Raw genomic sequence first — 25,802 nt, forward strand, 5'->3', positions numbered from 1 at the left:
ACCGAGCCAGGCAGGGGTGGCGCGGTGAGCCGCGCGCAGCGCGACCCGGGGACGGACGGCGTGCGCCGCCGGCGAACCGGGTCCGACGGTGAGAGCGCGGCCTCGGCCGCCGAGGAGCTCCACGTCGCGGGCCGGAAGGCCGCCGAGGAGGCGTGGAACGCCCAGGTGAACGCGCTCGGCGGGTTCATCCGCTCGCAGCGCCAGATGGCGAAGCTGTCGCTGCGGGAGATGGCGGCGATGACGAAGGTCTCGAACGCCTACCTGAGCCAGGTCGAGCGCGGGCTGCACCAGCCGTCGCTGAAGGTGCTGCGTTCCATCGCCGAGGCGCTGCACCTCAACACCGACCAGATGCTCAGCCGGGCGGGCTGGTCGATCCACGACGACGAGCCCGCTGCCGACCCGGCACCGGCGGCGGACCGGGACGCCGCGCCGCCCGGTGTCGAGGACGCGATCGCGGCCGACCCGCGGCTGTCCGACGAGCAGAAGACGGCCCTGCTCGGGGTCTACCGCAGCTTCCTGCGGCGGAGCTGATCTGTGATGGCACCCACGTTCACCTGGCGTGCTTGACATACTTAACGCCGATGCGTAGTTTTGTGGGCATGGCGAGATGCGAACCCGCATCGCCAGTCCACAAGACCCGTACCCGGGAAGGGGAGACAGCGATGACCGCCTCCACCGAGCAGTTCGCCGACTTCGCCAAGCGCGGCCAGGACCTCGTCACCGAGTCCGTCCGCACCTGGACCGACGCCGTGCAGGCCTTCACCCAGATCCCCGGCAGCGCCGTCCCGCAGCTGCCGGACGCCGGCGCCACCGTCGACCGCGTCTTCGACTTCTACGAGCAGGTGCTCGGCCAGCAGCGCGAGTTCGTGAAGACCGTCGTCGGCGCCGGCACCTCGGTCGTCGACCAGTTCACCGAGCAGGCCACCAAGGCCGCCGAGGCCGTGACCGAGCAGGCGACCCAGGCCGCCGACAAGGCCGAGTCCGCGCAGAAGCCGGCCCGCACCACCCGTTCGGCCGCGAAGTAAGCACCACGCGCCACCGAAGGCCCCCGCCCACCGGGCGGGGGCCTTCGCCGTGCCCGGGTCAGATCAGAACGGGATCAGCGGCACGATCACCAGCCGGGCGACCAGGACCAGCACGAACACGATCAGGACCGACAGGTCGAGCCCGACGGCGCCCATCCGGACCGGCTGCACCCGCCGGCGGACCGGCGCGACGACCGGTTCGGTGATCCCGTGCGTGATCCGGCGGGCGGTGGCCAGCGCGGCGCCGCCGCGGCCGGACCCCAGCACGTCGATCCAGTCGACGATCACCCGGGCGATCAGCACGAACTGGAACAGCACCAGCACGAGGCCGAGGAGGTATGCGATCACGGGCGGACTCCTTCCGATCCCTCCCGATCCTCCCCCTCCAGCCTGAGAACCGGATGAGAGTCCGCGGCGCGTGCGGTGGTCACACCTCGACCAGCACCGTGAACGGGCCGTCGTTGACCGACTCGACGGCCATGTTCGCCCCGAACTCCCCGGTCTCGACGGTGGCGCCGCGCTCCCGCAGCGCCGCGACGACCGCGTCCACGACCGGGGCGGCGTCCTCCGGGCGGGCCGCGCCGGACCACGACGGGCGGCGGCCCTTGCGGGTGTCGCCGTGCAGGGTGAACTGGCTGACGACGAGCAGCGGGGCACCGCTGTCGGCGCACGAACGCTCCTCGCGCAGGATCCGCAGCTCGTGCAGCTTGCGGGCCATCGCGGCGACCCGCGACGCCGTCGTCGCCGGGTCGGCGGTGTCGTCGCGGTGCACGCCGAGCAGTACGAGCAGCCCGGGCCCGATCGCCCCGGAGACCCGCAGCGGTTCGTCGCCCGCGTCGCAGATCGTCACCGAGGCCCGGCGCACCCGGGCGACGACGGCCTTCACCGCGCCCCGCCGCCGACCGGCAGCAGCAGGCCGTGCCGGACGAGCTCGCGTACGGCCGGCAGGGTCGCCGCGACGAGCGCGTCGTACGGCCGGCCGTGCGCGAACGACAGCAGCGCCAGCAGCTCGGACAGCGGCAGCTCGCCCCGGCACCCGGCGAGCAGCGCCGTGGCGGGACCGTCCACCTCGTGCTCCCAGCCGGGCCCGCCCCAGCGGCGCACGGTCGCCGACAGCTCGGCCCAGCCGTCCGGGCCGGGGCCGGACACCGACTCGAGGACCGCCTCCGGCGCGAGGCGCAGCGTGGCGTCGAGCAGGTCGTCGTCGCGGGCGTGCGCCCGGAGCCAGTCGATCCGGTCCAGCCAGCCGGTCATCTCCCGGCACAGGCCCTCACCGAGCTCACCGGGCAGGTCCTCGACGACGACGGTCGGCTCGGTGTCGATGTCGCCGGAGCGGCGCAGCAGCAGGAACCCGAACCCGACGCCCTCGACCCGTTCCCGGTCCATCCAGTCCAGCCAGGCCGAGGCCTGTTCGCGGGCCGTGGGGGAGGTGACGTCCAGCCCGGCGTCGCGCTGCCAGGTGCCGACGTGCAGCGCCGGGTCGACCACCTCCCGCTGGAGCACCCACGCGTCCACGCCCGCGGGCAGCCAGGCGCGCACCCGGTCCGGCCAGTCCTCGCCGCGCACGTGCAGCCACGAGCCGAGCAGCTGCGCGATCCCGCCCGGGTTCAGCACGCCCGGCAGCTCGCCCAGCAGCGCCGCCAGCGCCGCGTCCCCGGCCCGGCCGGAGTCGCGGTAGACGTAGTCGACCCGGGGCGGGCCCGGCACGAACGGCGGGTTCGACACGATCTGGTCGAACCGCTCCCCGTCGACCGGGTCGAACCATGGACCCTCGCGCAGGTCGACCTCGACCCCGGACAGCCCGCAGGACAGCCGGGCCAGCGCGAGCGCCCGGGGCAGCACGTCGGTCGCGACCACGTGCTGCGCGTGCCGGGAGGCGTGCAGCGCCTGCACGCCGCACCCGGTGCCGAGATCGAGCAGGGACCCGACCGGGCGGCGCACCGTGGCGGCCGCCAGCGACAGCGACGCCCCGCCGACCCCGGTGACGTGCTCGCGGTCCTGCCGGGAGGCGGGAGAGTCCAGGTCCGACACCAGCCACCAGTCGGCGCCCGGCCCGCCGTCGTCGCCGGACTCGCCGTACGGGCGGACGTCCAGGGCCGCCCGGATGCCGTCCGGGGTCCGCCGCAGGATCCGGCCCTCCAGCAGCGGGTCCAGGTCGCCCAGCGCGGCGGTCACCGCGGGTTCCGGTTCGACGCCGTCGAGCAGGAACAGCCGCACGAGCGTGCCGAGCTCGCCGCCGTCGCGGCTGGCCCGGGCGGCCGGCTCGGGTTCGCCGCGGGTCAGCGCGTCGTGCGCGGAGCGGCCCAGCAGGGCGCGGACGCCGTCCGGGGTGTACCCGGCGTCGAGCAGGCAGCCGCGGACGCGTGCGGTCGGGCCGGGGTCGAGACGGGGAAGCACCCGGGCATGATCTCATCGCACCGTGCCATCCTGTCCGGCATGACCGGCATCTGCATCGCCCAGGACCCCGAGGCGGACGCCCTGCTGGAACGCGACCCGCTGGCGCTGCTGATCGGCATGCTGCTCGACCAGCAGATCCAGATGGAGATCGCGTTCCGCGGGCCGCTGAAGCTGCACCAGCGGCTCGGCGGCCTCGACGTCCGGGTGATCGCCGACCACGACCCCGCCGAGTTCGCGACGCTCGCGACGACGCCGCCGGCGATCCACCGCTACGGCGGCTCGATGGCCCGGCGGGTGCAGGAGATGTGCCGGGCGATCGTCGACGACTGGGACGGCGACCCGGCCGCGATCTGGACCCGCGGCGATCCGGACGGGCGGGAGGTGCTGCGCCGGCTCAAGGCGCTGCCGGGATACGGCGAGCAGAAGGCGAAGATCTTCCTCGCGATCCTGGGGAAGCAGTACGGCGTCACCCCCCAGGGCTGGCGGGAGGCCGCAGGCGACTACGGGAAGCCGGACTCCCGGCTGTCGGCCGCCGACGTCGTCGACGCGCAGACCCTCACCGAGGTGCGCGACACCAAGAAGGCGATCAAGGCCGCCGCGAAGGAGCGGAAGGCCGCCGCGTCGTCGTAGGCCGCTAGCATCGGTGGCGTGCACAAGGTTCCGGAGGCACTCAGCGGCGCCCGCGTGATCGACCCGGACCAGGTCTGCGACGCCGTGGCCGTCCTCGCCGACGGCGACAAGGTCGCCGAGGCGGCCACCGTCCTCGACATCCTGGGGGAGGCCAACCGGCTGTCGATCCTGCTGGCCCTGCAGCACGCCGGGGACCTGTGCGTCTCCGACCTGGCGGTGGCCGTCGGCATGAGCGACTCCGCGGTCTCGCACGCGCTGCGGCTGCTGCGCGCGCACGGCATGGTCACCGCGCACCGGCAGGGGCGGCTGGTCCGCTACCGGCTGGTCGACGGGCTGGCCCGGCGGCTGCTCGAGGTCGTCTCGGCGGCGGCGGTCACGACCGACACCCTGCACGCGCACGGCGGCACCGACGGGGACCCGGCGTGACCCCGGCCATGATCGAGCAGGTCCGCCCGCCGGTCCCGGCCGAGAAGCTCGACCACGAGATCGACCGGCTGCTCGACGCCCTCGACGCCGTCTACCACGAGGGCTGGTACCCCGAGCTCGAGGTCGTGCGGCCCTGGTCGACGCACAACCCGCGGATCTCCGGCGAGTTCGCCCGGCCCAGCGCGATCCGCCGCTACCTGCAGCGCGAGCTGCGCGGCCTGGTCGCGGCCGGCGCGACCGTGACGGCCCGGGCGGCCCGCCCGGCGCGGGTGTTCACCGACCCCGAGTTCTTCGCCGCGCTCGACGAGGACCGCTTCGACCTGCGGGTCAAGAAGCTGTTCCTGTTCGGCCCGGAGCGGATGGCGCTGTCGCTGGACCGCCTCTCGCACTACACCGGGACGCCGGCCGAGTCGTTCCAGCGGCACGTGCTCTTCACCAACTACGCGATGCACGTGGAGTCGTTCCTGGAACGGTTCCCGGACGCCGAGCGCCCGGACCGCGACGGCGTGCAGATGCCCGCCTTCCACGCCCGCGGCGGCGCGGACGGCGGCGACGGCGTCACCCTGGTCAACATCGGCGTCGGCCCGGCCAACGCCAAGACGGTCACCGACCACCTGGCCGTCCTCCGGCCGGACACGATGATCATGATCGGGCACTGCGGCGGCCTGCGGAACCGGCAGGAGCTGGGCGACTTCGTGCTCGCCACCGCCTACCAGCGCGCCGACCACGTGCTCGACGAGGTGCTGCCCGCCGACGTCCCGGTCATCCCCAGCCTGCGGCTCAACGGGTACCTGATGGACGCCCTGCAGCGCGCGGAGGCGACCTACCGGCCCGGGGTCGTGCACACCACCGACAACCGCAACTGGGAGTTCAACCAGTCCGCGACGCTGCAGCGGATGCGGCTCGCCCGCGCGGTCGCGGTCGACATGGAGTCGGCGACGATCGCGGCCAACGGCTTCCGGTACCGGATCCCGAACGCGACCCTGCTGTGCGTCTCGGACAAGCCACTGCACGCCGAGCCGAAGCTCGCCGGCGGCGCGCGGACGTTCTACGAGACCAGCAAGCGCAAGCACCTCGGGATCGCCCTGGACGCGGTCGAACGGGTCCGCACCGAGCACCCGGACGGGCTGCCCGGCTCCGAGGTCCGCTCGGTCGACGAGCCGCTGCTCGGCAACGGCCCCGACAGTGCCTGAACCCGGGGCCTGAACCCGGGTCTGATCCCGGGGCCTGCCCGTTCGGCCGCCGCGTGCGCGGGAATCCGGCGCGAGTGACACCATGGACGCCGGAGGTGCCGACGTGACCGATCCGCGACGCGAGGACCCCGTGCTCATCACGGACGCCCAGATGTCCTACGACGAGGAGCTGGAGGTCCGGAAGCGGCGGTACAAGTGGACGATGGGCCTCCGGATCCCGTGCATGCTGCTGGCCGGGCTCTGCTACGAGACCCCGTGGCTGGCCGTCACCCTGCTGGTCATCTCGATCCCGCTGCCCTGGATCGCGGTCGTCCGGGCGAACGACCGGCTGCCCCGGAAGGCGGAGCGGCCGAACCGGTACCGGCACGGCCACCGGGAGATCGAGGCCCGGCCGCACGAGGTGATCGACTCGTCCGGGGACGCCGCACCGGGTGGCGCAGGCGGCTCCGGCTGACCCCCGGCCGTCGCCGGGTGTGGTGCATCATGGGGCCATGTCCACGACGACACTTCCCGAGGTCGACACCCGGCCGGAGGCCACCGACAGCACCGGCGACGACACGCCGGACATGTTCCACTACGTCCAGAAGTCCAAGATCGCCGAGAGCGCGGTCCTGGGCAACATGGTCGTCGCGCTGTGCGGGGAGACCTTCCCGGTCACCAAGTCGCCCAAGCCCGGCTCGCCGGTCTGCCCGGAGTGCAAGGAGATCTTCGAGGGTCTGCCCAAGGGCGACGACGACTCCTGACCGGGTCACGAGGACAGGAACCGGTCGATCTCGGCGGCGAACGGCGCCGGGTCGAGCAGCAGGTCCAGGTGACCGCCCGGGTACCGGTACAGGCGCGAGCGCCGGATCCCGCGCTCGAGCAGGGTCGCGTTTCCGCGCGGGACCATCGGGTCGTCGTCCCCGGCGATGATCAAGGTGTCGGCGGTGATCGTCGGCAGCAGCGGCAGGCTGGTCCAGCCCGACAGCGCGAGCAGCTGGTAGTAGTAGCCGCGCATCGGAGCGCGGCGCGCTCCCGAGTGCAGGACCTCCTTCGCCCGCTCGGGGTGTGCGCGGAGGGGGCCGCCGTAGAGGTCCGCGGCGACGGCGTCGACGTAGGCCGGGTCCTGGTGGCGCTTCGGTGAGGTCAGCACGGCCAGGACCCGCGGCGACGCCGGGATCATCAGCGCGCCGGGCGCGGTCGCGGCCAGCACCAGCTTGCGGACCCGGCGCCGGCGGCTGATCGCGAGCTGCTGGGCGAGCATCCCGCCCCACGAGAAACCGAGCACGTCGACCTCGTACACGCCCAGCTTCGTCAGGACCTGGGCGACCCGGTGCGCCATCCACGACAGGTGGTAGGGCATCCGGGGCGGCGGCGAGCCGCCGATCCCGGGCGGGTCGAACCGGATGATGTCGAGATCGGCCGGCAGCGCCGCGACCAGCGGGTCGAGCACGTCGGTGGCGGCGCCGATGCCGTTGCACAGGAGCAGGGGCGTGCGCCGGGCACCCGGCCCGGACGCGGGGCGTCGCACGACGCGCAGGGTGCGGCCCCCGACGAGCACGTCGTGCTCCTCGAGTGCGGCACCGGCGGGCCGGGGAAGTGGAGTGGCCATCCCGGGGAGCGTAAGGGCCGTCGGGCCCCCTGCGGGGGTGACGGCGGGTGTGACGAACCGCCGGTCACATCGTGGTGGCCGGCACTCCGCGCTCGGCCGCCAGGTAGGTGCCCGGGGCCGGGAACAGGGGCCGCAGCCGGCGCCCGCCCAGCTCGGGTGGCGCGTCCCGCAGGCTGCCGGACCGGTCGGCCAGCCAGCCGGCCAGGTCGTCCCACCAGGAGCCCTCGACGTGCTCGGCGCCCTCCGGCCAGGCCTCCGGGAGTCCCGCACCGGCCTCGCAGGAGGCCACCCGGAACGAGGTCGCGGCCCGCGGCGGCGCGATCAGCGCGCCCGCCCGGTCCCCGGGGGCGAGGACCAGCCGGCACGACCCGCCGGGCGCCCGGTCCCCGGTCCACGGCGGCGCCGGGTCGCCGGCCGCGGCGACCAGGTAGCCGTCCCGGCGCAGCTCGGCCGGGTGCACGGGTGTGCCGAGCACCCGGATCCCGGCGCCGTCGTCGGCGGCCAGCGCGGCCAGGCCGGCCTCCAGCGCGGGCGGCAGCGGTCTCAGGTCCGCCGCCCAGGCCCGCAGCGCGGCCGCCGCGCGCTCGCCCACGCCGTCGGGCGGGTCCGGACGCGCCGCGCCGGCGGGATCGAGCCCGGTCGCCAGGTAGCCGACGGCGGCGACCCGGTCGTCCAGCCCGACCGCGGCCTGGTGGGCCTGCACGGCGGCCGCCAGTAGGCCACCGGAGCGCACCCCGAGCAGCGAGGCCCGCGGGGTCCGCGCGATCCGGGTGCCAGCCTCCAGCGCGTCCAGGACGGCGGCGGCGTGCGCGTCGAGGTCCCGTCCGGTGTCCGCCGGGCCGGCCGGGCGCCAGGACAGCGCGAACACCTGCAGGCCGCGCGCCACCAGGTGCTCGACCAGCGAGTACCCGGGGGCGAGGTCGGCCAGCCAGTAGGGGTGCGCCGGCGGGGGCACCACGAGCACCGGTGCGTCGTGCACCCGCTCGGTGACCGGCAGGTACTGCAGCAGCTCGAACACCGGGGTGCGGAGGACGACCGCCCCCGGCGTGGCGGCGACGTCGCGACCGCGGACCGGGCCGTCGCCGGGGGACGGGGTGCCGGGGCCGGCGGGCTCACCGGTGCGGGCAACCGACCGGGGCGGGCCGCCGGGGGGAGCCGGAGCCGCGGGGCCGGGTGGGGTGGCCGGGCCGCCGGGGCGCAGCGGAGCCGCGGGGCCGGGCGGGGCGCCGGCGGAACCCGGCGTGCCGCCCAGCAGGGCCCGCAGCCGCGCGGCGTCCCGGGCCGGGAGCGGGAAGTCCGGGCCGGCCTGCGCGTCGTCCAGCAGCCCGGACAGGGCGTCGGTGGTGACGCGCAGCGCCTGCGTCGCGCGCCGCCGCACCGGACCGGGCAGCAGCCACCCGCCGCCGGGCGGGCCCGCATCCTCGCGGGGCTCGCCGGCGGAGCAGCCCAGCCCGACCCGGCCGAGCGCGGCGGCCCAGGCCCCGCCGCGGCGCAGGAGCACCGCCGGCCGGGCGGTCAGTGCGGCCGCCAGCCGCAACCCGGCCGCCGGCAGGGCCGGCGAGCCGTCCCCGGCCCCGGGTGCGTCGCCGGCCGGGCTGCTGGGATCGCGCGTGCTCATCGCCGCCCATCATCCCCACCCGTACCCGCCGCGGCGCGTTCACCCCGGTGTCGCCGGGCGGTCAGGCGGACCGGGCAGCGTGGTGCCGATGACCACGACGCCCGCCGCCCGGCCCGCGACCGCCCCCATCGGTTCCGGTGCGTTCCTGCGCGAGTTCCTCCGTCACCCGGTGCGCACCGCATCCTGCCTGCCCAGCTCCCCGGCGCTCGCCGCGGCCGCAGGCGCGCCGGTGCCGGAGACCGGCGACCCGGTGGTCGTCGAGCTGGGTGCCGGCACCGGGGCGTTCACCGACGTCATCGCGCGGCGGCTCGACGGCCGCGGGCACCAGCTCGCGATCGAGCTGAGCCCGCGGCTGGCCGAGCTGCTGCAGCACCGGCACCCGGGCCTCGACGTCGCCGTCGCCGACGCGGGCGAGCTGCCCCGGCTGCTGGAGGAACGCGGCCTCGGCGGCGCCGACGTGATCGTCTCCGGGCTGCCGTGGGCCGCCTCCCCGGCGCAGCGCCCGTGGCTCACCGAGGTGCTCGCCGGGTCGCTGCACCCGGACGGCGCGTTCACCCAGTTCGGCTACACCTGGACCCGGCGGCTGCCCCCGGCCCGGCGGCTGCGGGAGCGGCTGGCGGAGGCCTTCGAGGAGGTCGTCGTGGGGCGCTCGGTGCTCGCGAACCTGCCGCCGGCGTTCGTGATCACGGCGCGCCGTCCCCGGCCGGGACGCGCGCCGCGGGCCTGACCTGCGTGGGCGCCGACACGCGCCCACCCGTCCGAGCAGGGGGCGGCCGCCGGGCTACCCTGATCGGCGCCCCGCGGCCGGTCGCCGTCGACCCCCCGAAGCCGGCGGGGCTCGCAGGTTCCCGTCCGGGAACGACCCACGGACCAGGGGAGACGTGTGTCGCAAGCCCAGCTCGTGTCGCCGGAGACCCGCCCGCTGCGCGCCTGGCAGCGCAGCGCGCTCGCCCGCTACCTCGCCACCGCGCCGCGGGACTTCCTCGCCGTCGCGACCCCCGGCGCGGGAAAGACGACCTTCGCGCTGCGGGTCGCCGCGGAGCTGCTGCGCGACCGGGTGATCGACGCGGTGACGGTCGTCACCCCGACCGAGCACCTGAAGTACCAGTGGGCCGCGTCCGCCGCCTCCGCCGGGATCGCGATCGACCCGGAGTTCCGCAACGCCACCGGCGGGACGTCGCGCGACTACCAGGGCATCGCCGTCACCTACGCCGGGGTCGCGGCGCACCCGATGTTGCACCGCAACCGCACCGAGAACCGGCGGATGCTGGTCATCCTCGACGAGATCCACCACGCCGGTGACGCGAAGTCCTGGGGCGATGCCGTCTACGAGGCGTTCGAGCCGGCCACCCGGCGGCTCGCGCTGACCGGTACCCCGTTCCGGTCCGACGACAACCCGATCCCGTTCGTCGAGTACGTCCCGGACGTCGACGGCGCCCCGCGCAGCCGCGCCGACCACCAGTACGGCTACGCCGAGGCGCTCGCCGACAACGTCGTGCGGCCGGTGGTGTTCCTGGCCTACTCCGGCACCTCCAACTGGCGGACCAGCGCCGGTGAGGAGATCTCGGCGCGCCTCGGCGAGCCGCTGACCCGCGAGCAGACGGCGATGGCCTGGCGGACCGCGCTCGACCCGTCCGGCGACTGGATCCCGTCCGTGCTCGCCGCCGCCGACCGGCGGCTGCAGAGCCACCGCGACGGCGGCATGCCGGACGCCGGCGGCCTGGTGATCGCCTCCGACCAGACGACCGCGCGGGCGTACGCGGCGATCCTGCAGAGGATCACCGGGGACCGGCCCGCGGTCGTGCTCTCCGACGAGGCGGGCGCCTCGGACCGGATCGCCGAGTTCGCCGAGTCCCGGGAGCGGTGGATGGTCGCGGTGCGGATGGTGTCCGAGGGCGTCGACGTGCCGCGGCTGGCGGTCGGGGTGTACGCGACGTCGGCGTCGACCCCGCTGTTCTTCGCCCAGGCCATCGGCCGGTTCGTGCGGTCGAGGCGGCCCGGCGAGACGGCCTCGGTGTTCCTCCCCAGCGTGCCGGTCCTGCTCGGGCTGGCCAGCGAGCTGGAGGCGCAGCGCGACCACGTCCTCGGCAAGCCGCAGCGCCCCGAGGAGACCTGGAACGACGCCGAGCTCGTCGAGGCCAACAAGGTCAAGGACGAACCGGGCGAGCAGGAGAAGGCGTTCACCTCGCTGGGCGCCGACGCCGAGCTCGACCAGCTGATCTACGAGGGCGCGACCTACTCCGCCGACGAGGAGGACTACCTCGGGCTGCCCGGGCTGCTCGAACCCGAGCAGGTGCGGACGCTGCTGTCGAAGCGGCAGGCCGAGTGGATCGAGAAGGGCTCGCCGCGCACCGGGGCCCAGGCCCGCGCGACGCCGGCGACCGAGCCGACGCCCCCGCCGCCGTCGCAGCGGGGCACGGTGAGCGTCCGGGAGCGGCTGCAGACGCTGCGCAAGGAGCTGAACACGCTGGTCGCGCTGCACAACCACAAGACCCGCAAGCCGCACGGCGCGATCCACAACGAGCTCCGCAAGGCGTGCGGCGGGCCGCCGGTCGCGATGGCGACCATCGAGCAGCTCGAGGAGCGGATCGCGACCCTGCGCTCCTGGCGCTGACCGCTCCCGCCCGCCCCGGAGCGGTCAGCCCGGGAGGGGGCCGGTGTCGCCGGTCCGCACCCGGTCGCCCGCCGGCTCCGGGACGGGCTCGTCGCCGTCCCGGGACCGCAGCGCCACGGCCGCGATCACCAACAGGATGCCGAGGGCCTCCAGCGCGCCCGGCAGCTGGGAGAGCAGCACGAGCCCGATCAGGGTCGCCGTCGCCGGCAGCAGCGCCAGCAGCACGGCGAACCGGGCCTGCCCGACCCGGCGCAGCACGACCTGGTCCAGGACGTACGGCACGACCGACGACAGCACCCCCAGCCCGACGGACAGGGCGAGCACCCGCGGATCGGCGAGCGGTGCGAGGTTCGCCACACCGAACGCGGTGTCCGACCGGGCGCCGCCGGCGAGCAGCAGCGGCGCCAGCAGCACGGCCGCGACCGCGAACCCGGTCGCCAGGTCGTCGATCCCGTTGCCGGCCCGCGCGACCCGCTTGCCCAACAGGACGTAGGCCGCCCACATCGCGGCCGCGCCGAGCGCCCACAGCACACCGGACGGGCTGCCGGACCAGCGGACGTCGGCGATCAGCAGCACGCCCGCAGCGGCCAGCACGACCGCCCCGACGTCCCGGAACCGGCGCGAGGCCAGGGCCGCGACCAGCACCGGGCCGGTGAACTCGATCGCCACCGCGGTGCCGAGCGGGAGCCGGGCGATCGCCTCGTAGTAGGCGACGTTCATCAGCGCCGTGGCCAGCCCGAACAGGCCGGCCCGGACCAGCCGGACACCGCGCCAGGCGTCCCGGCCGGGGCGCCGCCAGGCCAGCAGGACCAGCGCTGCTCCGATCAGCCGCAGCTCGGCCACCGCGGACGGCGCCAAGCGGTCGAACAGGCCTACGGCGAGTGCCGCACCGACGTACATCGTGGTCCCGCCCGCCAGGAAGAGGAGCGGAGCGGGTATCCGGTCTCCGATCGGCCGAGCGCTCACCTGGGTCACGATACGGCGACACACCGTGGCGACGTCGAGCGCTTGCACGAGCGGCTCCGTCCCCTCATGATTCACGCGTAGTCAACTTCATACGCAATCGGTCACCGCGGGTACATCGCGGCGTCACCGACCCCGGATCGGAACCTCCGAAACGTGACGGTCGTCGCGACGCGCCCCGGGAACACGTGCAGGGGCTTCAAGCGTCTGTTTAGGTGTGGGCGATCCGCCTGGTGCGGTCGTCACAGTGATACGGCGGAGGGGCCGCCCGAGCCCCGCCGCCGCGACGGAGGGAGACCGCTATGCAGCCCGAAACGCTGACCCGGCCCGAACTGACCCTCGCCGACCGCTGTGACCGTTGCGGTGCGGCGGCCAAGGTGCGCGCGATCCTGCCCTCCGGTGGGGAACTCCTGTTCTGCAACCACCACGGCCGTGCTCACGCCGACAAGCTGCGTGAGTCGGGTGTCGAGGTCCAGAGCGGGGAGTGAGGCCCGTACAGACCTGATCGGACGGGGCGGGGATCCACTGCGGATCCCCGCCCCGTCCGTGTCTCAGTGCCGGACGAGTTCGGCCGCACCCGCCCGGTCGGGCGGTGCCGCGGTGATCGGCGGGTCCGGCGGCAGCGGTGTGTTCCCGAGGACGAGGTCGGCCGCCCGCTCGGCCACCATCACGACCGGCCCGTAGGTGTTGGCGTTCGGCACGTCCGGGAACACCGAGGCGTCGACCACGCGGAGCCCGCCGACACCGTGCACCCGCATCGTCGCCGGATCCACGACGGCGCCCTCGCCGGTGCCCATCCGCGCGGTGCTCGTCGGGTGGAGGCCGTTCTGGGCCCTGCGGGCGACCCAGTCGAGCACCTGCTCCGGGGCACGGACCCGCGGTCCCGGGAAGGTCTCGCCCCCGCCCAGCCCGGCGAACGCAGGCTGGGCGAGGACGTCCCGCGCGATGGCGACCGCCTCCACCCAGCGCTGGCGGTCGTCCGCGGTGGCCAGGTAGTTCATCCGCAGCGCCGGCGGGACGGCGGTGTCGCGTGAGACGGCCCGCACGGTGCCGCGGGCGTCGCCGGCCATCACGCTCACGTGCAGCTCGAACCCGTGCCCGGTCGGCCGCACGTCCGGCGCGAACCGCATCGCCACCGGGGCGAAGAGCATCATGACGTCCGGGATCCCGGCGCCGAGCGAGGTCGTGGCGAACCCGCCGATCTCGAAGTGGTTGCTCGCCCCGATGCCGGTGCCCGAGACGACCCACCGGGCGGCGGCACCGGGCAGTCGGTGGACGCGTCGGTGCGTGGACAGCGAGACCGGCTGCAGGCAGGAGTGCTGCAGGTGGATCGCGAGATGGTCCTGCAGGTTCTCCCCGACCCCGCCGAGCGCGGCGCGGACCTCGACCCCGAGCGTGGCCAGGTGTGCCGGATCGCCGATCCCGGACACCTGCAGCAGCTGCGGGGTGGCGATCGCACCGGCGCAGAGGATCGTCTCGCCCGCGTCGACGTCGTGTGTGGATCCGTCCGCGGCGCGGAACCGGACCCCGGTCACCCGCCTGCCCCGGGCGTCGAACAACAGCTCCCGCACGGCGGCCCCGGTCCGGACCTGCAGGTTCGGCCGGGACGTCGACACCGGATGCAGGTAGGCGTCGGTGGCCGAGTACCGACGGCCGCGGAAGATCGTCCGCTCGGTGCGGGAGAAACCCTCCTGCACCGGCCCGTTGACGTTGTCCACCACGGCGTGCCCGGCCTGGCGGGCCGCGATGAGGAAGGCGTCGTTCAGCAGCCCGCCGGCCGGGGCCCGCTCGAGGATCTGGGGGCCGTGGCCGTCGGCGTCGAACGCGATGCGGTGCTCGGAGAGTCGCCGTTCCAGGCGCCGGAAGTAGGGCAGGCAGTGCGCGGAGCTCCAGCCGGCCAGCCCCGCGCCGGTGGCCCACCGGTCGTAGTCGCCGGGGTGGCCGCGCTGGTAGACCATGCCGTTGATGCTGCTGCTGCCGCCGAGCACCTTCCCTCGCGGGACGGCGAGCCGTCGGCCGGCCAGGCCCGCCTCAGGCTCGGTGGTGTAGCACCAGTCGTAACGCGGGTTGCCCCAGGCCCGGGACAACGCGGCCGGCATCCGGATCACCGGGTCCCAGCGGTGGTCCGGCCGGCCGGCCTCCAGCACGAGCACGCGGCGGGCCGGATCGGCACTGAGCCGGTTCGCCAGCACAGCGCCGGCCGAGCCGCCACCGACGATGACGACGTCGTAGCGCGCCATCCGTTCCTCCCGATCCGCGACCGGCGCCGCGAGTGACCCCTCCAGGGGCGCAACCCCCCTTGCGGCTGTCACGGTACGCGTCGCACCGGACCGGCGATGAGGGACCCGTAGGCTCCGTGGCGTGACGACGGCGGGGGACGGCGACCGGACGGCCGGTGCGCGTGCGGCGCCCGGCGGCGCCGACGCGGCACTGGCCGCGCTGGGCGCCCAGCTGGAGGCGTCGATCGCGGACCTGGAGTCCGCGCGGGAACGGGTGCGGGAACTGCAGGCACTGCGCGCCGAGGGGCTGGGCTGGCGGGAGATCGTGCCGCGGGAGAAGCGGCCGCTGATCGTGGAGAGCGTGACCCGCGCGCTCGACGGCCTCGGCGCCGTCGGCGGGCGGTTCCGCCGGGAGGAGGCGGTCGCGCTGCACGATGAGGGCGAGACGATCGCCGGGATCGGCAGGCTGTTCGGCGTCAGCCGCCAGCGCGTGTCGTCCTACCTGCAGGAACACGTCCAGGTGCAGGGGGAGCGGGCGGCTGGGGAGGACCCCGGGCGCTGAGTCGGTGCTGCGTGCTTCGGCCCTCGGCCGCCGGGCCTCAGTGCTGCTGCTTCGGCCCTCGGCCGCCGGGCCTCAGGCATCCCGCCGGCGGTGCCGGGCCCGCCGCGGTGCCGGCACGTGCGGGATCGGTCCGGTGCGCTCCACCTCCGGGAGCCGCGGCGCCGGCACCCGGGCCTGGGCCCGCTCCGCCGCCCGGGCGACCTCGGCCTCGAGCCGGGCCAGCTCGCGGACGTCGCCGATCCGGGCCGCCAGTGCCGCCGCCACCGGCCGCAGCCCGGTGGCGAGGTGCTCGGTCAGCCGGTCGCCACCGGGCCCTGCGCGCGCCAGCAGCTGCAGCGCCCCCGCCGGGCGGCCGGCGAGCGGCACCGGGACCGTGAGCGACCGCACCAGCCCGCAGCCGGCCGCCGCCGCGGCGAGCTCCGGCGGCCCGGACCGGGTGAGGTCGGGGGTGAGCAGCACGCGGTCGCCGCGCTCGGCAGCCGGCCCCGGACCGGCGTCCGCCCGGCGCTGCAGCTCGCCGAGCCGGGTGGCCGCGGTGTCCGACCCGAACACCCGCCGCCCCTCGGGGTCGCGCGGGTCGGCCGGCTCCCGCAGCAGCAGGGTCGCGCCCGCCACCCCGGCCGCCGGCACGAGCGCCACGCAGATCCCGGACAGCAGGGCGGCGACGTCGACGTGCGCCACCGGGGTCGCCCCCGCCTGCAGCGCCACGCGCACGAGCGCGGCCGTCGGGTCGGACGGGGAGCGCCCGCGGGGGCCGGAGACCGCCATGTCGTCCTTCCTCACGTGCCGTCACGCAGCGTCGTCGTTCGGGTCCGGAGGATAACGATCCGGCTGAGCCGTGGGCCGACCGGCCGACCACGATCACTGTCCGTCACCCACGGGGAGTGGTCCGGGCGGTCGCACCCGCGTAGAGTGATCGCCCGTACCGCGGGAGCCCGCGCACCGAGGCTGAGAGGGCGGCAGGACCGGCCGTCGACCGTTCGAACCTGATCCGGTTGACACCGGCGTAGGGAGGCCCGTCCTCGTGCTGTCACGTGCCCGTCCGTTCGTCCTGCTCGTCGCGCTGCTGCTGGCGCTGTCCGGCTGCGCGGCCGGCGAGACCGCGCCGCAGCAGCCCGGCGGGCCGCCGATCCGGGTCGCGCTGGACTGGACGCCCAACACCAACCACATCGGCCTGTTCGCCGCCCAGCAGGCCGGGTACTTCCGCGAGGCCGGGCTGAACGTCGAGTTCCTGCCCTACAACGCGACCTCGCCGGACACCCTGGTCGCCAGCGGGGCCGCCGACTTCGGGATCAGCTTCCAGGACTCGTTCACGTTCTCGAAGGCCGCAGGCGCCGACATCACCTCGGTGATGGCGATCCTGCAGCACTGGGCCACCGAGATCGCGGTGAAGGCCGACCGGCACGACATCCGGAGCCCGCGCGATCTGGACGGCAAGGTGTACGCCGGGTTCGGCGGTCCGGGGGAGATCCCGAAGATGCAGGCCGTGATCAAGGCCGACGGCGGCCGCGGAGAGTTCCGCACCGAGGTGCTCAACACCGCGGCCTACGAGGCGCTCTACGCCGGCCAGGCCGACTTCACCGAGCCGTTCGTCAACGTCGAGGGCATCGAGGCGCAGCTGCGTGGCGAACCGGTCAAGACCTTCCGCTACACCGACTACGGCTTCCCGGACGCCTACAACGTCCTGCTGATCGCCAACTCCACCGTGCTGAAGAACGACCCCGACCGGTCGCGCGCGTTCGTCCAGGCCGTGCAGCGCGGCTACCGGCTCGCCGCCGACGACCCGGCCACGGCCGCCCGGATGCTCAAGGAGGCCAACCCGGGCGCGTTCACCTCCGACGAGCTCGTCGACCGCGGCGCCGCGATGCTCGCCGGGAGCTTCCTGCGCGACCCGCAGGGCAGGGTCGGGCACCAGACCCCCGAGCAGTGGGCCCGGTTCTCCGGATTCCTCTACGACACCGGCACGGTCGCCGGCCCGGACGGGAAACCGGTCCGGCAGAAGCCCGACTTCACGACGTGGTTCACCAACGACCTGCTCGCGCCATGACCCGCCGCCTCGCCCCCGCCGCCCTGCTCGTCGCCGCGCTGCTGGTCGCCTGGCAGCTCGCGGTGACGCTGACCGGTGTCCGGCCGCAGGTGCTGCCGTCGCCGTTGCGGGTCGTCGAGCAGGGCTGGGCGTTCCGGTCCGCGTTGTGGGCGAACACGCTGCCCACGATCCAGGTGACGGCGATCGGCTTCACCGTGTCGCTGGCCGTGGCCTGGGCGATCGCGGTCGCGGTCGACTTCTCGCCGTGGCTGCGCCGCGCCCTGACCCCGCTGCTGGTGGCCTCGCAGACCCTGCCGGTGGTGGCGATCGCCCCGCTGCTCATCCTCTGGTTCGGCTTCGGGCTGCTGCCGAAGGTCCTCGTGATCGCGCTGGTGACGTTCTTCCCGGTCGCCGTCGGGCTGATCGAGGGGTTCGCCGCGACCGACCGGTCGGCGACCGCCCTGCTGCGCTCGATGGGCGCGAGCCGCTGGCAGCGGTTCCGCTACGTGCGGCTGCCGGGCGCGCTGCCGTCGTTCTTCACCGCGCTGCGGATCGCGATCACCTACGCGGTCACCGGGGCGATCTTCGCCGAGTACGTCGGCGCCCGCGCCGGGCTGGGGATCTTCATGCAGCTGCAGAAGAACCAGTTCCGCACCGACCTGGTGCTGGCCGCGGTCGGGGTGACCGCGGTGCTCTCGGTGGCCCTGTTCGGGCTCACCTACCTGGTGCAACGCCTGGTCACGCCCTGGTACCGGGGTGATCACCGGTGAAGGTGGCGGTGCGGGACCTGTCGGTGTCCTACGGCGACCTCGACGTGCTGTCGGGTGTCTCGCTGGACGTGGTCGCCGGGGAGTTCGTCGCGATCGTCGGGCCGTCCGGGTGCGGCAAGTCGACGCTGTTCGGGGCGCTGGCCGGGATCCTCGACGGGGCCGACGTGCGCGGCACCGTCGAGGTCGACGACACCGCCGTGCGCGGGGCGCCGTTCGGGCTGATGCCGCAGCAGGACCTGCTGTTCCCGTGGCGGTCCGTGCTGGACAACACCACGCTCGGGCTGGAGGTCGCCGGGGTGCCCCGGCGGGAGGCCCGCGAGCGCGCGCGGGCGCTGTTCGCACCGTTCGGCCTGGCCGGGTTCGAGAACGCCCGGCCGGGCGAGCTCTCCGGCGGGATGCGGCAGCGGGCGGCGCTGCTGCGGACCGTGGTCGGCGGGCACTCGGCGCTGCTGCTCGACGAGCCCCTCGGCGCGCTGGACGCCATCACCCGCCTGGAGACCCAGGAGTGGCTCGAGGACATGCGGTCCCGCTACGGCTGGACCATGCTGCTCATCACGCACGACGTCCGGGAGGCCGCGTTCCTCGCCGACCGGGTCCTGGTGTTCTCGCCGCGCCCGGCCACGGTGCGGACCGAGGTCGTCGTGGACCTGCCCCGCCCGCGGACGCGGACGGTGCTGACCGACCCGCGCCTGGCCGCCGTGGAGGCGGAGCTGCTGGACGCGCTGCGGGCCTGACCCCCGGAACCGGCCGCGCCGCCTGCTCCGGCGGCGCCCGGCCCGGTCAGGCCAGCCGCGGCGCCAGCTCCGGCAGCGCCCGCACGGTGTGGGTCGGCGGGTCCAGGTGGCCCGGCCAGGTCTCGCCCGCCCGGTCCAGCCACGCGGTCGCCATCCCGACCCGGCCGGCGCCGTGCAGGTCCCACGGGTGCACCGCGACCATGACCGCCTCGGACGCGGCGACCCCGCAGGTCCGCAGCGCGTACTCGTAGGGGGCCCGGGCCGGCTTCCAGAGACCGGCGTCCTCCACGGACAGGACCGCGTCGAACTGCCCGCGCAGCCCGTGGTCGGAGAGCAGCTTCTCCGCCACCGCCGTGGCGCCGTTGGACAGCGTCACCAGCCGCAGCCCGGCGGCGCGCAGGGCGGCGACGCCGTCGTGGACGTCGGGGTGGACCGGAAGTTCCAGGAACGCCTCCAGCAGCTCGCGGGCGCGGGCGTCGGCCCAGCGCACGCCGAGCCGGCGCAGCAGCTGCGCCGCCGTCTCCCGGCCGATCTCGGCGAAGGGCCGCAGCTCGCCGCCCGCGGCCAGCGCGATGCCCTCGCGCAGGGTGGTCGCGAACCAGTAGGGCCCGGACCAGTCGGGCGCGCCGATCTCGCCGAACCGCCGGTGCAGCGGCGTGAGGTCGGAGAGGGTCTCGTTGACGTCGAACACCACGGTCGTGATCGCCATCCGCCTACCCTGGCGGGTGTGAGCGATCCGCGCACGGTGCTCGTACTCGGCGGCACCACCGAGGGACGGGCCGCGGCCGCCGCGCTGTCCGGCGTCGACGGTGTGCGGGTGGTGTCGTCGCTGGCCGGGGCGGTGCGCAGCCCGCGGCTGCCCGACGGTGAGGTCCGCATCGGCGGGTTCGGCGGCGCCGACGGCCTCGCCGCGCACCTCCGCGCGGAACGGGTGGCCGGGGTGCTCGACGCCACGCACCCGTTCGCGGCCCGGATGACGGCCAACGCCGCGGCCGCGTGCACCGCCGCCGGCGTGCCCCTGGTCGTGCTGCGCCGTCCCGGGTGGACGGCCGGGCCGGGGGACCGCTGGCACCGCGCCGCCTCGGTCGGGGAGGCCGCCGCCGCACTGCCCGCGCTGCTGCCCGGCCGCGACGGGCGGGTGCTGCTCACGACCGGCCGGGGCGGGCTCGCGTCGTTTGCGCCGGTCGACGCCGCGTTCTGGATCCGCGCCGTCGACCCGCCGGAGCCGCCGCTGCCCCGGCGGCACACCCTCCTGCTGGACCGCGGCCCGTTCCACCTCGACGCCGAGCGGGCCCTGTTCGCGGAGATCCGGCCGGACGTGCTGGTCACCAAGGACTCGGGCGGGGCGGCGACGGCACCGAAGCTGGCGGTGGCCCGCGAGCGCGAGGTGCCGGTCGTCGTGGTGGACCGGCCGCCGCTGCCGGCGGGGGTCGCCCACGCGGCCGACGTGGACGGCGCGGTGGCCGCGTTGCTCGGCCGGCTCCTCCGATAGACTCGCTGCGCGAGGAAAGGGGTGGCGGTGCTCGACGCGGTGCTCTTCGACATGGACGGCACGTTGATCTCCTCCGACGCGGCCGTGGCCCGCGCCTGGGCGAGCTGGGCCCGGGAGTTCGGCGTGCCGGAGTCCGCGCTGGCGGCGGTGGCCCACGGTGTCCCGTCGGACGGCACGATCCGGGTGCTGCGGCCCGACCTGGACGGTGCCGCGCTCGACGCCGCCGCGGCCCGGCAGCTGGAGCTGCAGTACGACGACCTCGACGACGTCCGCGCCCTGCCCGGCGCGCACGCCCTGCTCGCCGGCCTCGACGCCGCCCGGATCCCGTGGGCCGTCGTGACCAGCGCGGACCGCCGGCTCGCCCGGGCCCGGCTCGGCGCGGCCGGGATCGACGCGCCCGTCCTCGTCGCGCGGGACGACGTCGCCCGCGGCAAGCCCGACCCGGAGAGCTACCTCGCCGGGGCCGCCGCCCTCGGGGTGGAGCCGGGCGCCTGCCTGGTCGTCGAGGACGCCGAGGCCGGGCTCGCCGCCGGGCGCGCGGCCGGGGCCCGGACCGCGGCGCTGCGCGGGCTGGACGGGGACCTGCGGCCGTCCGACCTGCACGATCTGGCCGGGATGCTGGGGATCGCCGTCGCGGCCGGCCGGTGACCCGGCCGGACCGCGACGCCCGACCCGCGCGCACCGTCGCCGGCTGAGCCGGGTCCGCCGCGGGCGCTGCCGGGGCCGCCGGGTAGTGGCCGGCGGAATCCCCTCCGGTGGCGGCCGCTCGGCCCCGGGTGGGCGAGAACGTGCTGCTCGGGTGCGCCCGGCGCGTCGATCTGCGCGTTCTCGCCCCGGGTCGGGCGGCATCGTGCTGCTCGCCCCGCAGGCGGAACGCACCTGCCGGGAGCGCGGAGCGGCGGGCGGGCCCGACCGCGGGCTCGCCGGCGTCCCACGTGGGGCCGGGTCACGGCACGGTCCGCGTTCCGCGGAACGTGCCGCGCTCAGCCGGTCGTCGTCCTGCCCGGCCCGTAGTGGCGTGGCGTGAAGACGACCGGCTCGCCGCTCCGCTCCACGACCCGGGTGGTCGACGACCCGACGATCACCAGCGTGCGCATGTCGACCAGCTCCGGATCCAGCGCGCCGAGCGTGGTGACGGTGACCCGCTGACCGGGGCCGCCGACGTCGCGGCCCAGCACGACCGGCGTGTCCGGGGAACGGTGCTCCAGCAGCACGTCGCGGGCCGCACCCACCTGCCACGGCCGGGCCTTCGACCGCGGGTTGTAGATCGCGATCGCGAGGTCGGCGGACGCGGCCGCCCGCAGCCGGCCGGCGACGACGTCCCAGGGCTTCAGCCGGTCGGACAGCGAGATCATCGCGTGGTCGTGACCCAGCGGGGCGCCGACCGCGGCGGCGACCGCCTGGGCCGCGGACAGCCCGGGCAGCACCCGTACCGGCACGTCGCGGTACTTCGGCCCGGCCGCCACCTCCAGCACGGCGGCGGCCATCGCGAAGATCCCCGGGTCACCGGCCGAGACGACCGCGACCCGCCGCCCGGACGCGGCCAGGTCCAGCGCGTGCGCCGCCCGCTCGGCCTCCACCCGGTTGTCCGACGGGTGCCGGGCCTGGCGCGGGTTCGCCGGCACCCGGTCCAGGTACGGGCCGTACCCGACGAGGTCGTCGGCCTCGGCCAGCGCCGCGGCGACCTGCGGGGTCAGCCAGTCCCGCCCGGCCGGACCGGTCCCGACCACGACCACCTCGCCCGGCCCCGGGGCGGGGGCCGGGCCGGCCCCGTCCGGGACGGAGGCGGCGACCTCGCCGGGGACCAGCGCGACCGCGAAGTACGGGACCTCGCCCGGGTCCACGCCGGCCAGCTCGCCGGTGCGCTGGTCGGCCGTCGTGGCCCGCTCGACGTAGCGGGCCCGGTCCAGCTTGCCGGCGTCGGCGAGGGCGTCGCGGACGGTGCCGAACGTCCGGCCCAGCTTGAGCACGGCGGCCGCGTCGGTGCCGGCGAGCCGGCGGGCCAGCTCGTCGCGGGGGAGCGTGCCGGGCAGCACGGTGAGCACCTCGTCGCGCTCCACGAGGGGCTGCCGGAGCGCGGCCGCGGCCCCGCTGACCGACGTGACCCCCGGGACGACCTCGGTGCGGTAGCGCCCCGCGAGCCGCTTGTGCATGTGCATGTAGGAGCCGTAGAAGAGCGGGTCGCCCTCGGCGAGCAGGACGACGTCCCGGCCCGCGTCCAGGTGCGCGGCGAGCCGGGCGGCCGCCTCGGCGTAGAACTCGTCGATCGCGCCCTGGTAGCCACCCGGATGATCGGTGACCTCGGTGGTGACCGGGTAGACCAGCGCCTCCTCGATCGCGGTGCCGGACAGGTGCGGCTCGGCGATCCGGCGGGCGATCGAGCGGCCGTGCCGGGCGGAGTGGTAGGCGACGACGTCGGCGTCGCGGATCAGCCGGGCCGCCTTGATCGTGGTCAGCTCGGGGTCGCCGGGGCCGAGCCCGACGCCGTACAGGGTGCCGGTGCCGTCCGGCCCCTCCGCCGGAGGTCGTACGTCGGGGCTCACGCGAGGATCTCCTGTTCGTGGGCCAGCGCGTTGAGCGCGGCCGCGGTGATCGCCGACCCGCCGCGCCGGCCGTGGACGACGAGGTGCTCCAGGTCGGTGCGCGCGGCGAGGGCCTGCTTGGACTCGACGGCCCCGACGAACCCGACCGGGATGCCGAGGACCGCCGCCGGCCGCGGCGCGCCTCGGTCGAGGAGGTCGAGCACGTGGAACAGCGCGGTCGGGGCGTTCCCGATCGCGATCACCGCGCCGTCGAACCGGTCCGCGAGCAGGTCGAGCGCGGCCGCCGAGCGGGTGTTGCCGATCGCGCGGGCGTGCTCCGGGACGCGCGGGTCGCGCAGCAGGCAGACCACGTCGTTGCCGGCGGGCAGGCGGGCCGCGGTGACCCCGGACGCGACCATCATCGCGTCGCACAGGATCGGTGCGCCCGCCTTCAGCGCCCGGCGGGCGTTCTCGACGACGTGCGCGGAGGCCGCGATGTCGGCGGTGAGGTCGACCTGGCCGCAGGCGTGGATCATGCGGACGGCGACGTCGGCCATCCCGGGCGGCAGCCCGGACAGGTCCGCCTCGGCGCGGATCGTGGCGAACGAGCGCCGGTAGATCTCGGCACCGTCGGTGATGTAGTCGTGGCCGCTCAGCGGGAACTCCTCGGTCGGTCCTGCGGGGACGGGGGCGCGCCGCGATGCGGTGTCGGATCGGGCGGTGTCGGGTCGCGCAGCGGGGTCGCGGACGGTCGCCCTGCGCCGGCTGGAGCGGCCGCCACCTGGTGCAGCGGGCCGGACGGGCCGTCGCCGTCGATCTCGTAGGCCTGCGGCCCGGTGGCGACGGCGTCGGCGTGCAGGGTGTGCGGGGCCCCGCAGCGGCGGGAACACCCCGCCACGTGCACCGGTCGGGCGGGTGCCAGCCGGATCAGCTCGCGGGCGTCGGCCCGGACGTCGGCCAGCGACCGGGCGCACCCCGGCCTCCCGGCGCAGGCGCTCACCCGCAGTGCCGGGTGGTCCGGGTCCACGACCAGCCCGGCCGCGCGCAGCCGGTCGGCCGCGTCCCCGGCCGGGGCGGGCAGTACGAGGGAGCGCCACGGGGTGACCAGCAGCTCCGGCGCGAGGCCGGCGAGCAGCTCCAGCTGGGCCGCGGACACCTCGCCGAGCACCGGAGCGGCGCCGAGCGCCCGGTCGCCGAGGGGGCCGACGGGTGGTCCGGCGGTCTCCCGATCGGAAAGCCGCCCGGCGGGACGGTGCGGCCCCGGCGCCCGGGCGGCGTGGTCGCCCGGGACCGGTGGGGCGTCGGGTGGCTCGGCCGGCGACGGCCGGGGCGGCGTACCGGCGCCGGGCGCGGCCCTCCCGCCCAGGGCCGCGGCGATGCGCGCCGGCGCGCCGGGCAGCTCGGCGGCCCGCCAGGCCCGGGCGGCCGGGTCGCCGGCGTGCGCGGCCCGCAGGTCCAGGAACGCGGCCGCGGCGTCCACCAGCAGCGCCGGGGCGGACCCCGGGGTGCAGCGCAGGCCGGTGGCGCTCCCGGCGACGTGCAGCTCGCCGTCGTCCGGGGCGCTCGCCCGCCAGCACAGGTCGGGACGCTCGCCGGCGACGTCGCCGCGGCCGTCGTCGAGGGCGACCAGGAACCGGCCGGGCAGCGCCGCGAGCTCCGGGCGGGCACACAGACCGCGGTCGACGGCGGCGGCGAGCCCGCGGACGTCGGCGAGCCCGCCGCGGATCCCGGACAGCGGCGAGGCCAGGACGTTCCGGACCCGCTCGTGGGTGAACGACGGCAGCAGCCCCGCCTCGGCGAGCCGCCGCACCGGGCGCGGGTCGGCCGGGTCGAGGCCGCGCAGCTGCAGGTTCCCGCGGGAGGTGAGGTGGACGGTGCCGTCGCCGGCGTCGGCCGCGAGCCGGGCGACCGCGCGCAGCGCCGGCGCGGTGATCACGCCGCCGGGCAGCCGGATCCGGGCCAGCGCACCGTCCGCCGCGAGGTGCGGCGACACGACGCCCGGGCAGGCGTCGGCGCGGGTACGGGCGGTCGTCGGCACCCGGTCACTGTAGGCACGGACCGCGCCGCCCGACCCCGTGCGGGTGCGGCGGGATCGATCACATACCTCGGGCGCGCCCTCAGGCCGGCCGCTCACCCACGGCCGCGCTGAGCCGGCGCGCCGCCTTCCGCACCGCGGCGGCCCGGACGTCGCCCTCCGGGCCGGTGAAGTCCTCGCTGCGGCCACCCAGGCTGATCGTGGCCTCGAGCGCGCGGTCCCGGCCGAGCACCGGTGCCGCGACCGCGGACACGCCCCGGAGGAAGTCGTCCCGGCTGACGGCGACACCGGCGGCTCTGACCTCGTCGAGATGTGCGGCGAACGCGACGGGGTCGACATACGTCGTTTCGGTGAAGGCGGCGAGACCGGCGGCGAGCACGCGTTCCCGGATCGCCTGATCGAAGGCCGTCATCACCACCGGAGCCGCCGCCGCGTGGTACGGGAGCACCGACCCGATCCCGATACCGGCGACCACCAGCGGTTTCCCGCCCTCGACCCGGTCGATGCAGACTGCGCCGGCATCCGACGGGACCATCAAGAACGCTGTGTCGCCGAACCGTGCCGCGAGGTCCTCGAGTGCTGGGCGCGCCTCGGTCCGCAGATCGAACTCCGCCAGCGCCGCCGCGCCGACGGCGAAGACCGGCATCCGGATCCGGTACGCGCCGGCAGGGTCCCGGTGCACCCATCCGGCCTCGACGAACGAGGTCATGAGCCGGTGCACGGTCGGCTTGTTGAGCCCGCTCGCGGCCGTCAGCTCGGCCAGCGTGATCACCGGCCGATGGGCGCCGAACTGTTCGAGCAGCCTGCACGCCCGCAGGACCGAACCCACGGTCTCCCGGCTCGTCGCGTCACCGCCCTCGACGGGGGACGCACCGCCCACGGTCACCTCCCTCGTCGCCTCGTCCTGCGCCAGATTATCGACCGGTTCGCGCCGGTGCCTTGACAGAGCGCCATCCGCCCGGCCACATTTCTCGGAACGCGTATC

Annotated in this window: 29 protein-coding genes and 1 riboswitch; of the genes, 16 read left to right on the forward strand and 13 right to left on the reverse strand. The window is 76.0% G+C overall.

The window, feature by feature from the left end; genetic code table 11:
- The first annotated feature begins 24 nt into the window (after nucleotides 1-24).
- Both H7X46_RS10480 and H7X46_RS10485 read left to right on the forward strand, forming a co-directional pair.
- Nucleotides 25-531: a helix-turn-helix domain-containing protein gene (locus H7X46_RS10480; RefSeq protein WP_370588695.1), complete on the forward strand. Its 507-nt coding sequence runs from the start codon at nucleotides 25-27 to the stop codon at nucleotides 529-531.
- Nucleotides 532-662: 131 nt separating this feature from the next.
- Nucleotides 663-1,025, forward strand: a complete 363-nt coding sequence (locus H7X46_RS10485) for a hypothetical protein (protein WP_186359220.1) — start codon at nucleotides 663-665, stop codon at nucleotides 1,023-1,025.
- 63 nt (nucleotides 1,026-1,088) lie between these two features.
- On the opposite strand, the gene H7X46_RS10490 is transcribed toward H7X46_RS10485, so the two are convergent.
- From H7X46_RS10490 to H7X46_RS10500, 3 genes are all read right to left on the reverse strand, one after another.
- Nucleotides 1,089-1,373, reverse strand: a complete 285-nt coding sequence (locus H7X46_RS10490) for a YggT family protein (protein WP_186359221.1) — start codon at nucleotides 1,371-1,373, stop codon at nucleotides 1,089-1,091.
- 79 nt (nucleotides 1,374-1,452) lie between these two features.
- A complete protein-coding gene (dtd, locus tag H7X46_RS10495) occupies nucleotides 1,453-1,911 on the reverse strand; it encodes a D-aminoacyl-tRNA deacylase (protein WP_186359222.1) in 459 nt (152 codons plus the stop codon).
- Nucleotides 1,908-3,422, reverse strand: coding sequence for a methyltransferase (locus tag H7X46_RS10500; RefSeq protein WP_186359223.1), 1,515 nt, complete (start codon nucleotides 3,420-3,422; stop codon nucleotides 1,908-1,910). The genes dtd and H7X46_RS10500 overlap by 4 nt, the downstream gene beginning before the upstream one ends.
- 39 nt (nucleotides 3,423-3,461) lie before the next feature.
- Here H7X46_RS10500 and H7X46_RS10505 point away from each other — a divergent pair, with 39 nt between their 5' ends.
- The 5 genes from H7X46_RS10505 (at nucleotide 3,462) to H7X46_RS10525 (ending at nucleotide 6,414) form a co-directional block, all read left to right on the forward strand.
- Nucleotides 3,462-4,052, forward strand: coding sequence for an HhH-GPD-type base excision DNA repair protein (locus H7X46_RS10505; protein ID WP_186359224.1), 591 nt, complete (start codon nucleotides 3,462-3,464; stop codon nucleotides 4,050-4,052).
- Nucleotides 4,053-4,070: 18 nt separating this feature from the next.
- On the forward strand, nucleotides 4,071-4,478 hold the full coding sequence (locus H7X46_RS10510) for a metalloregulator ArsR/SmtB family transcription factor (protein ID WP_186359225.1): 408 nt from the start codon (nucleotides 4,071-4,073) through the stop codon (nucleotides 4,476-4,478).
- Nucleotides 4,475-5,671, forward strand: coding sequence for an AMP nucleosidase (locus tag H7X46_RS10515; RefSeq protein ID WP_370588696.1), 1,197 nt, complete (start codon nucleotides 4,475-4,477; stop codon nucleotides 5,669-5,671). The genes H7X46_RS10510 and H7X46_RS10515 overlap by 4 nt, the downstream gene beginning before the upstream one ends.
- Nucleotides 5,672-5,753: 82 nt before the next feature.
- On the forward strand, nucleotides 5,754-6,125 hold the full coding sequence (locus H7X46_RS10520) for a DUF3099 domain-containing protein (protein WP_186359226.1): 372 nt from the start codon (nucleotides 5,754-5,756) through the stop codon (nucleotides 6,123-6,125).
- A gap of 37 nt (nucleotides 6,126-6,162) precedes the next feature.
- A complete protein-coding gene (locus H7X46_RS10525; RefSeq protein ID WP_186359227.1) occupies nucleotides 6,163-6,414 on the forward strand; it encodes a DUF3039 domain-containing protein in 252 nt (83 codons plus the stop codon).
- Nucleotides 6,415-6,419: 5 nt separating this feature from the next.
- Here H7X46_RS10525 and H7X46_RS10530 read toward each other — a convergent pair whose 3' ends face one another.
- Both H7X46_RS10530 and H7X46_RS30375 read right to left on the reverse strand, forming a co-directional pair.
- Nucleotides 6,420-7,262: an alpha/beta fold hydrolase gene (locus tag H7X46_RS10530; RefSeq protein ID WP_222131265.1), complete on the reverse strand. Its 843-nt coding sequence runs from the start codon at nucleotides 7,260-7,262 to the stop codon at nucleotides 6,420-6,422.
- A gap of 64 nt (nucleotides 7,263-7,326) precedes the next feature.
- Nucleotides 7,327-8,880, reverse strand: coding sequence for a hypothetical protein (locus tag H7X46_RS30375; RefSeq protein ID WP_186359228.1), 1,554 nt, complete (start codon nucleotides 8,878-8,880; stop codon nucleotides 7,327-7,329).
- Between the two features lie 88 nt (nucleotides 8,881-8,968).
- Here H7X46_RS30375 and H7X46_RS10540 point away from each other — a divergent pair, with 88 nt between their 5' ends.
- A complete protein-coding gene (locus H7X46_RS10540) occupies nucleotides 8,969-9,607 on the forward strand; it encodes a class I SAM-dependent methyltransferase (RefSeq protein ID WP_186359229.1) in 639 nt (212 codons plus the stop codon).
- A 156-nt stretch (nucleotides 9,608-9,763) separates the two neighbouring features.
- Nucleotides 9,764-11,494 carry a DEAD/DEAH box helicase gene (locus H7X46_RS10545; RefSeq protein ID WP_186359230.1) on the forward strand — a complete coding sequence of 577 codons (1,731 nt, stop codon included), beginning with the start codon at nucleotides 9,764-9,766 and terminating at the stop codon, nucleotides 11,492-11,494.
- 24 nt (nucleotides 11,495-11,518) lie between these two features.
- Here H7X46_RS10545 and H7X46_RS10550 read toward each other — a convergent pair whose 3' ends face one another.
- The gene (locus H7X46_RS10550; protein WP_186359231.1) at nucleotides 11,519-12,469 is read right to left on the reverse strand and encodes an EamA family transporter; all 951 of its coding nucleotides are present in this window, start codon (nucleotides 12,467-12,469) and stop codon (nucleotides 11,519-11,521) included.
- 290 nt (nucleotides 12,470-12,759) lie between these two features.
- On the opposite strand from H7X46_RS10550, the gene H7X46_RS10555 reads away from it, so the two are divergent.
- Entirely contained in the window at nucleotides 12,760-12,945 is a 186-nt protein-coding gene (locus H7X46_RS10555; RefSeq protein ID WP_186359232.1) for a hypothetical protein, read from the forward strand.
- 63 nt (nucleotides 12,946-13,008) lie between these two features.
- On the opposite strand, the gene H7X46_RS10560 is transcribed toward H7X46_RS10555, so the two are convergent.
- Nucleotides 13,009-14,697: a choline dehydrogenase gene (locus H7X46_RS10560; protein WP_186359233.1), complete on the reverse strand. Its 1,689-nt coding sequence runs from the start codon at nucleotides 14,695-14,697 to the stop codon at nucleotides 13,009-13,011.
- A gap of 121 nt (nucleotides 14,698-14,818) precedes the next feature.
- Between H7X46_RS10560 and H7X46_RS10565 the strand changes: the two genes are divergently transcribed.
- Complete coding sequence (locus H7X46_RS10565; protein ID WP_186359234.1) at nucleotides 14,819-15,238, forward strand: hypothetical protein; 420 nt, start codon at nucleotides 14,819-14,821, stop codon at nucleotides 15,236-15,238.
- 72 nt (nucleotides 15,239-15,310) lie between these two features.
- Here the strand turns inward: H7X46_RS10565 and H7X46_RS10570 are convergent, their stop codons facing one another.
- Nucleotides 15,311-16,006 (reverse strand): hypothetical protein, encoded by a 696-nt coding sequence (locus H7X46_RS10570; protein ID WP_186359235.1) that lies wholly within the window; start codon nucleotides 16,004-16,006, stop codon nucleotides 15,311-15,313.
- A gap of 149 nt (nucleotides 16,007-16,155) precedes the next feature.
- Nucleotides 16,156-16,268, forward strand: a riboswitch (TPP riboswitch).
- On the opposite strand from H7X46_RS10570, the gene H7X46_RS10575 reads away from it, so the two are divergent.
- From H7X46_RS10575 to H7X46_RS10585, 3 genes are all read left to right on the forward strand, one after another.
- Nucleotides 16,263-17,285: an ABC transporter substrate-binding protein gene (locus H7X46_RS10575; protein WP_186359236.1), complete on the forward strand. Its 1,023-nt coding sequence runs from the start codon at nucleotides 16,263-16,265 to the stop codon at nucleotides 17,283-17,285. Its footprint overlaps the riboswitch before it by 6 nt.
- Nucleotides 17,282-18,034, forward strand: coding sequence for an ABC transporter permease (locus H7X46_RS10580; protein ID WP_186359237.1), 753 nt, complete (start codon nucleotides 17,282-17,284; stop codon nucleotides 18,032-18,034). Before H7X46_RS10575 ends, H7X46_RS10580 begins: the two co-directional genes overlap by 4 nt.
- On the forward strand, nucleotides 18,031-18,768 hold the full coding sequence (locus tag H7X46_RS10585) for an ABC transporter ATP-binding protein (RefSeq protein ID WP_186359238.1): 738 nt from the start codon (nucleotides 18,031-18,033) through the stop codon (nucleotides 18,766-18,768). The genes H7X46_RS10580 and H7X46_RS10585 overlap by 4 nt, the downstream gene beginning before the upstream one ends.
- A 46-nt stretch (nucleotides 18,769-18,814) precedes the next feature.
- On the opposite strand, the gene H7X46_RS10590 is transcribed toward H7X46_RS10585, so the two are convergent.
- Nucleotides 18,815-19,477, reverse strand: a complete 663-nt coding sequence (locus H7X46_RS10590) for a haloacid dehalogenase type II (RefSeq protein WP_186359239.1) — start codon at nucleotides 19,475-19,477, stop codon at nucleotides 18,815-18,817.
- Between the two features lie 18 nt (nucleotides 19,478-19,495).
- On the opposite strand from H7X46_RS10590, the gene H7X46_RS10595 reads away from it, so the two are divergent.
- Together H7X46_RS10595 and H7X46_RS10600 are read left to right on the forward strand one after the other, a co-directional pair.
- Nucleotides 19,496-20,260 carry a cobalt-precorrin-6A reductase gene (locus H7X46_RS10595; RefSeq protein WP_186359240.1) on the forward strand — a complete coding sequence of 255 codons (765 nt, stop codon included), beginning with the start codon at nucleotides 19,496-19,498 and terminating at the stop codon, nucleotides 20,258-20,260.
- A gap of 21 nt (nucleotides 20,261-20,281) precedes the next feature.
- Nucleotides 20,282-20,908 (forward strand): HAD-IA family hydrolase, encoded by a 627-nt coding sequence (locus H7X46_RS10600; protein WP_370588697.1) that lies wholly within the window; start codon nucleotides 20,282-20,284, stop codon nucleotides 20,906-20,908.
- A gap of 335 nt (nucleotides 20,909-21,243) precedes the next feature.
- On the opposite strand, the gene H7X46_RS10605 is transcribed toward H7X46_RS10600, so the two are convergent.
- The 4 genes from H7X46_RS10605 to H7X46_RS10620 all read right to left on the reverse strand — a co-directional run bounded on the left by H7X46_RS10605 (nucleotide 21,244) and on the right by H7X46_RS10620 (nucleotide 25,697).
- Nucleotides 21,244-22,803: a precorrin-2 C(20)-methyltransferase gene (locus H7X46_RS10605; RefSeq protein ID WP_186359241.1), complete on the reverse strand. Its 1,560-nt coding sequence runs from the start codon at nucleotides 22,801-22,803 to the stop codon at nucleotides 21,244-21,246.
- Nucleotides 22,800-23,438 carry a precorrin-8X methylmutase gene (locus H7X46_RS10610; RefSeq protein WP_186362583.1) on the reverse strand — a complete coding sequence of 213 codons (639 nt, stop codon included), beginning with the start codon at nucleotides 23,436-23,438 and terminating at the stop codon, nucleotides 22,800-22,802. Before H7X46_RS10610 ends, H7X46_RS10605 begins: the two co-directional genes overlap by 4 nt.
- Entirely contained in the window at nucleotides 23,435-24,820 is a 1,386-nt protein-coding gene (locus H7X46_RS10615; protein ID WP_186359242.1) for a precorrin-3B synthase, read from the reverse strand. Before H7X46_RS10615 ends, H7X46_RS10610 begins: the two co-directional genes overlap by 4 nt.
- A 79-nt stretch (nucleotides 24,821-24,899) precedes the next feature.
- Nucleotides 24,900-25,697 carry an IclR family transcriptional regulator gene (locus H7X46_RS10620; protein WP_370588698.1) on the reverse strand — a complete coding sequence of 266 codons (798 nt, stop codon included), beginning with the start codon at nucleotides 25,695-25,697 and terminating at the stop codon, nucleotides 24,900-24,902.
- Nucleotides 25,698-25,802 lie beyond the last annotated feature (105 nt).

This window comes from Pseudonocardia sp. C8 (assembly GCF_014267175.1).
Taxonomy (GTDB): Bacteria; Actinomycetota; Actinomycetes; order Mycobacteriales; family Pseudonocardiaceae; genus Pseudonocardia.

Coding starts and splice junctions, on each gene's coding strand:
- H7X46_RS10555 (WP_186359232.1), top strand. CDS start 12,760: ATGCAGCCCGAAACGCTGACCCGGCCCGAACTGACCCTCGCCGACCGC.
- H7X46_RS10485 (WP_186359220.1), top strand. CDS start 663: ATGACCGCCTCCACCGAGCAGTTCGCCGACTTCGCCAAGCGCGGCCAG.
- H7X46_RS10570 (WP_186359235.1), bottom strand. CDS start 16,006: ATGGCGGTCTCCGGCCCCCGCGGGCGCTCCCCGTCCGACCCGACGGCC.
- H7X46_RS10590 (WP_186359239.1), bottom strand. CDS start 19,477: ATGGCGATCACGACCGTGGTGTTCGACGTCAACGAGACCCTCTCCGAC.
- H7X46_RS10580 (WP_186359237.1), top strand. CDS start 17,282: ATGACCCGCCGCCTCGCCCCCGCCGCCCTGCTCGTCGCCGCGCTGCTG.
- H7X46_RS10525 (WP_186359227.1), top strand. CDS start 6,163: ATGTCCACGACGACACTTCCCGAGGTCGACACCCGGCCGGAGGCCACC.
- H7X46_RS10520 (WP_186359226.1), top strand. CDS start 5,754: ATGGACGCCGGAGGTGCCGACGTGACCGATCCGCGACGCGAGGACCCC.
- H7X46_RS10505 (WP_186359224.1), top strand. CDS start 3,462: ATGACCGGCATCTGCATCGCCCAGGACCCCGAGGCGGACGCCCTGCTG.
- H7X46_RS10560 (WP_186359233.1), bottom strand. CDS start 14,697: ATGGCGCGCTACGACGTCGTCATCGTCGGTGGCGGCTCGGCCGGCGCT.
- H7X46_RS10540 (WP_186359229.1), top strand. CDS start 8,969: ATGACCACGACGCCCGCCGCCCGGCCCGCGACCGCCCCCATCGGTTCC.
- H7X46_RS30375 (WP_186359228.1), bottom strand. CDS start 8,880: ATGAGCACGCGCGATCCCAGCAGCCCGGCCGGCGACGCACCCGGGGCC.
- H7X46_RS10530 (WP_222131265.1), bottom strand. CDS start 7,262: ATGGCCACTCCACTTCCCCGGCCCGCCGGTGCCGCACTCGAGGAGCAC.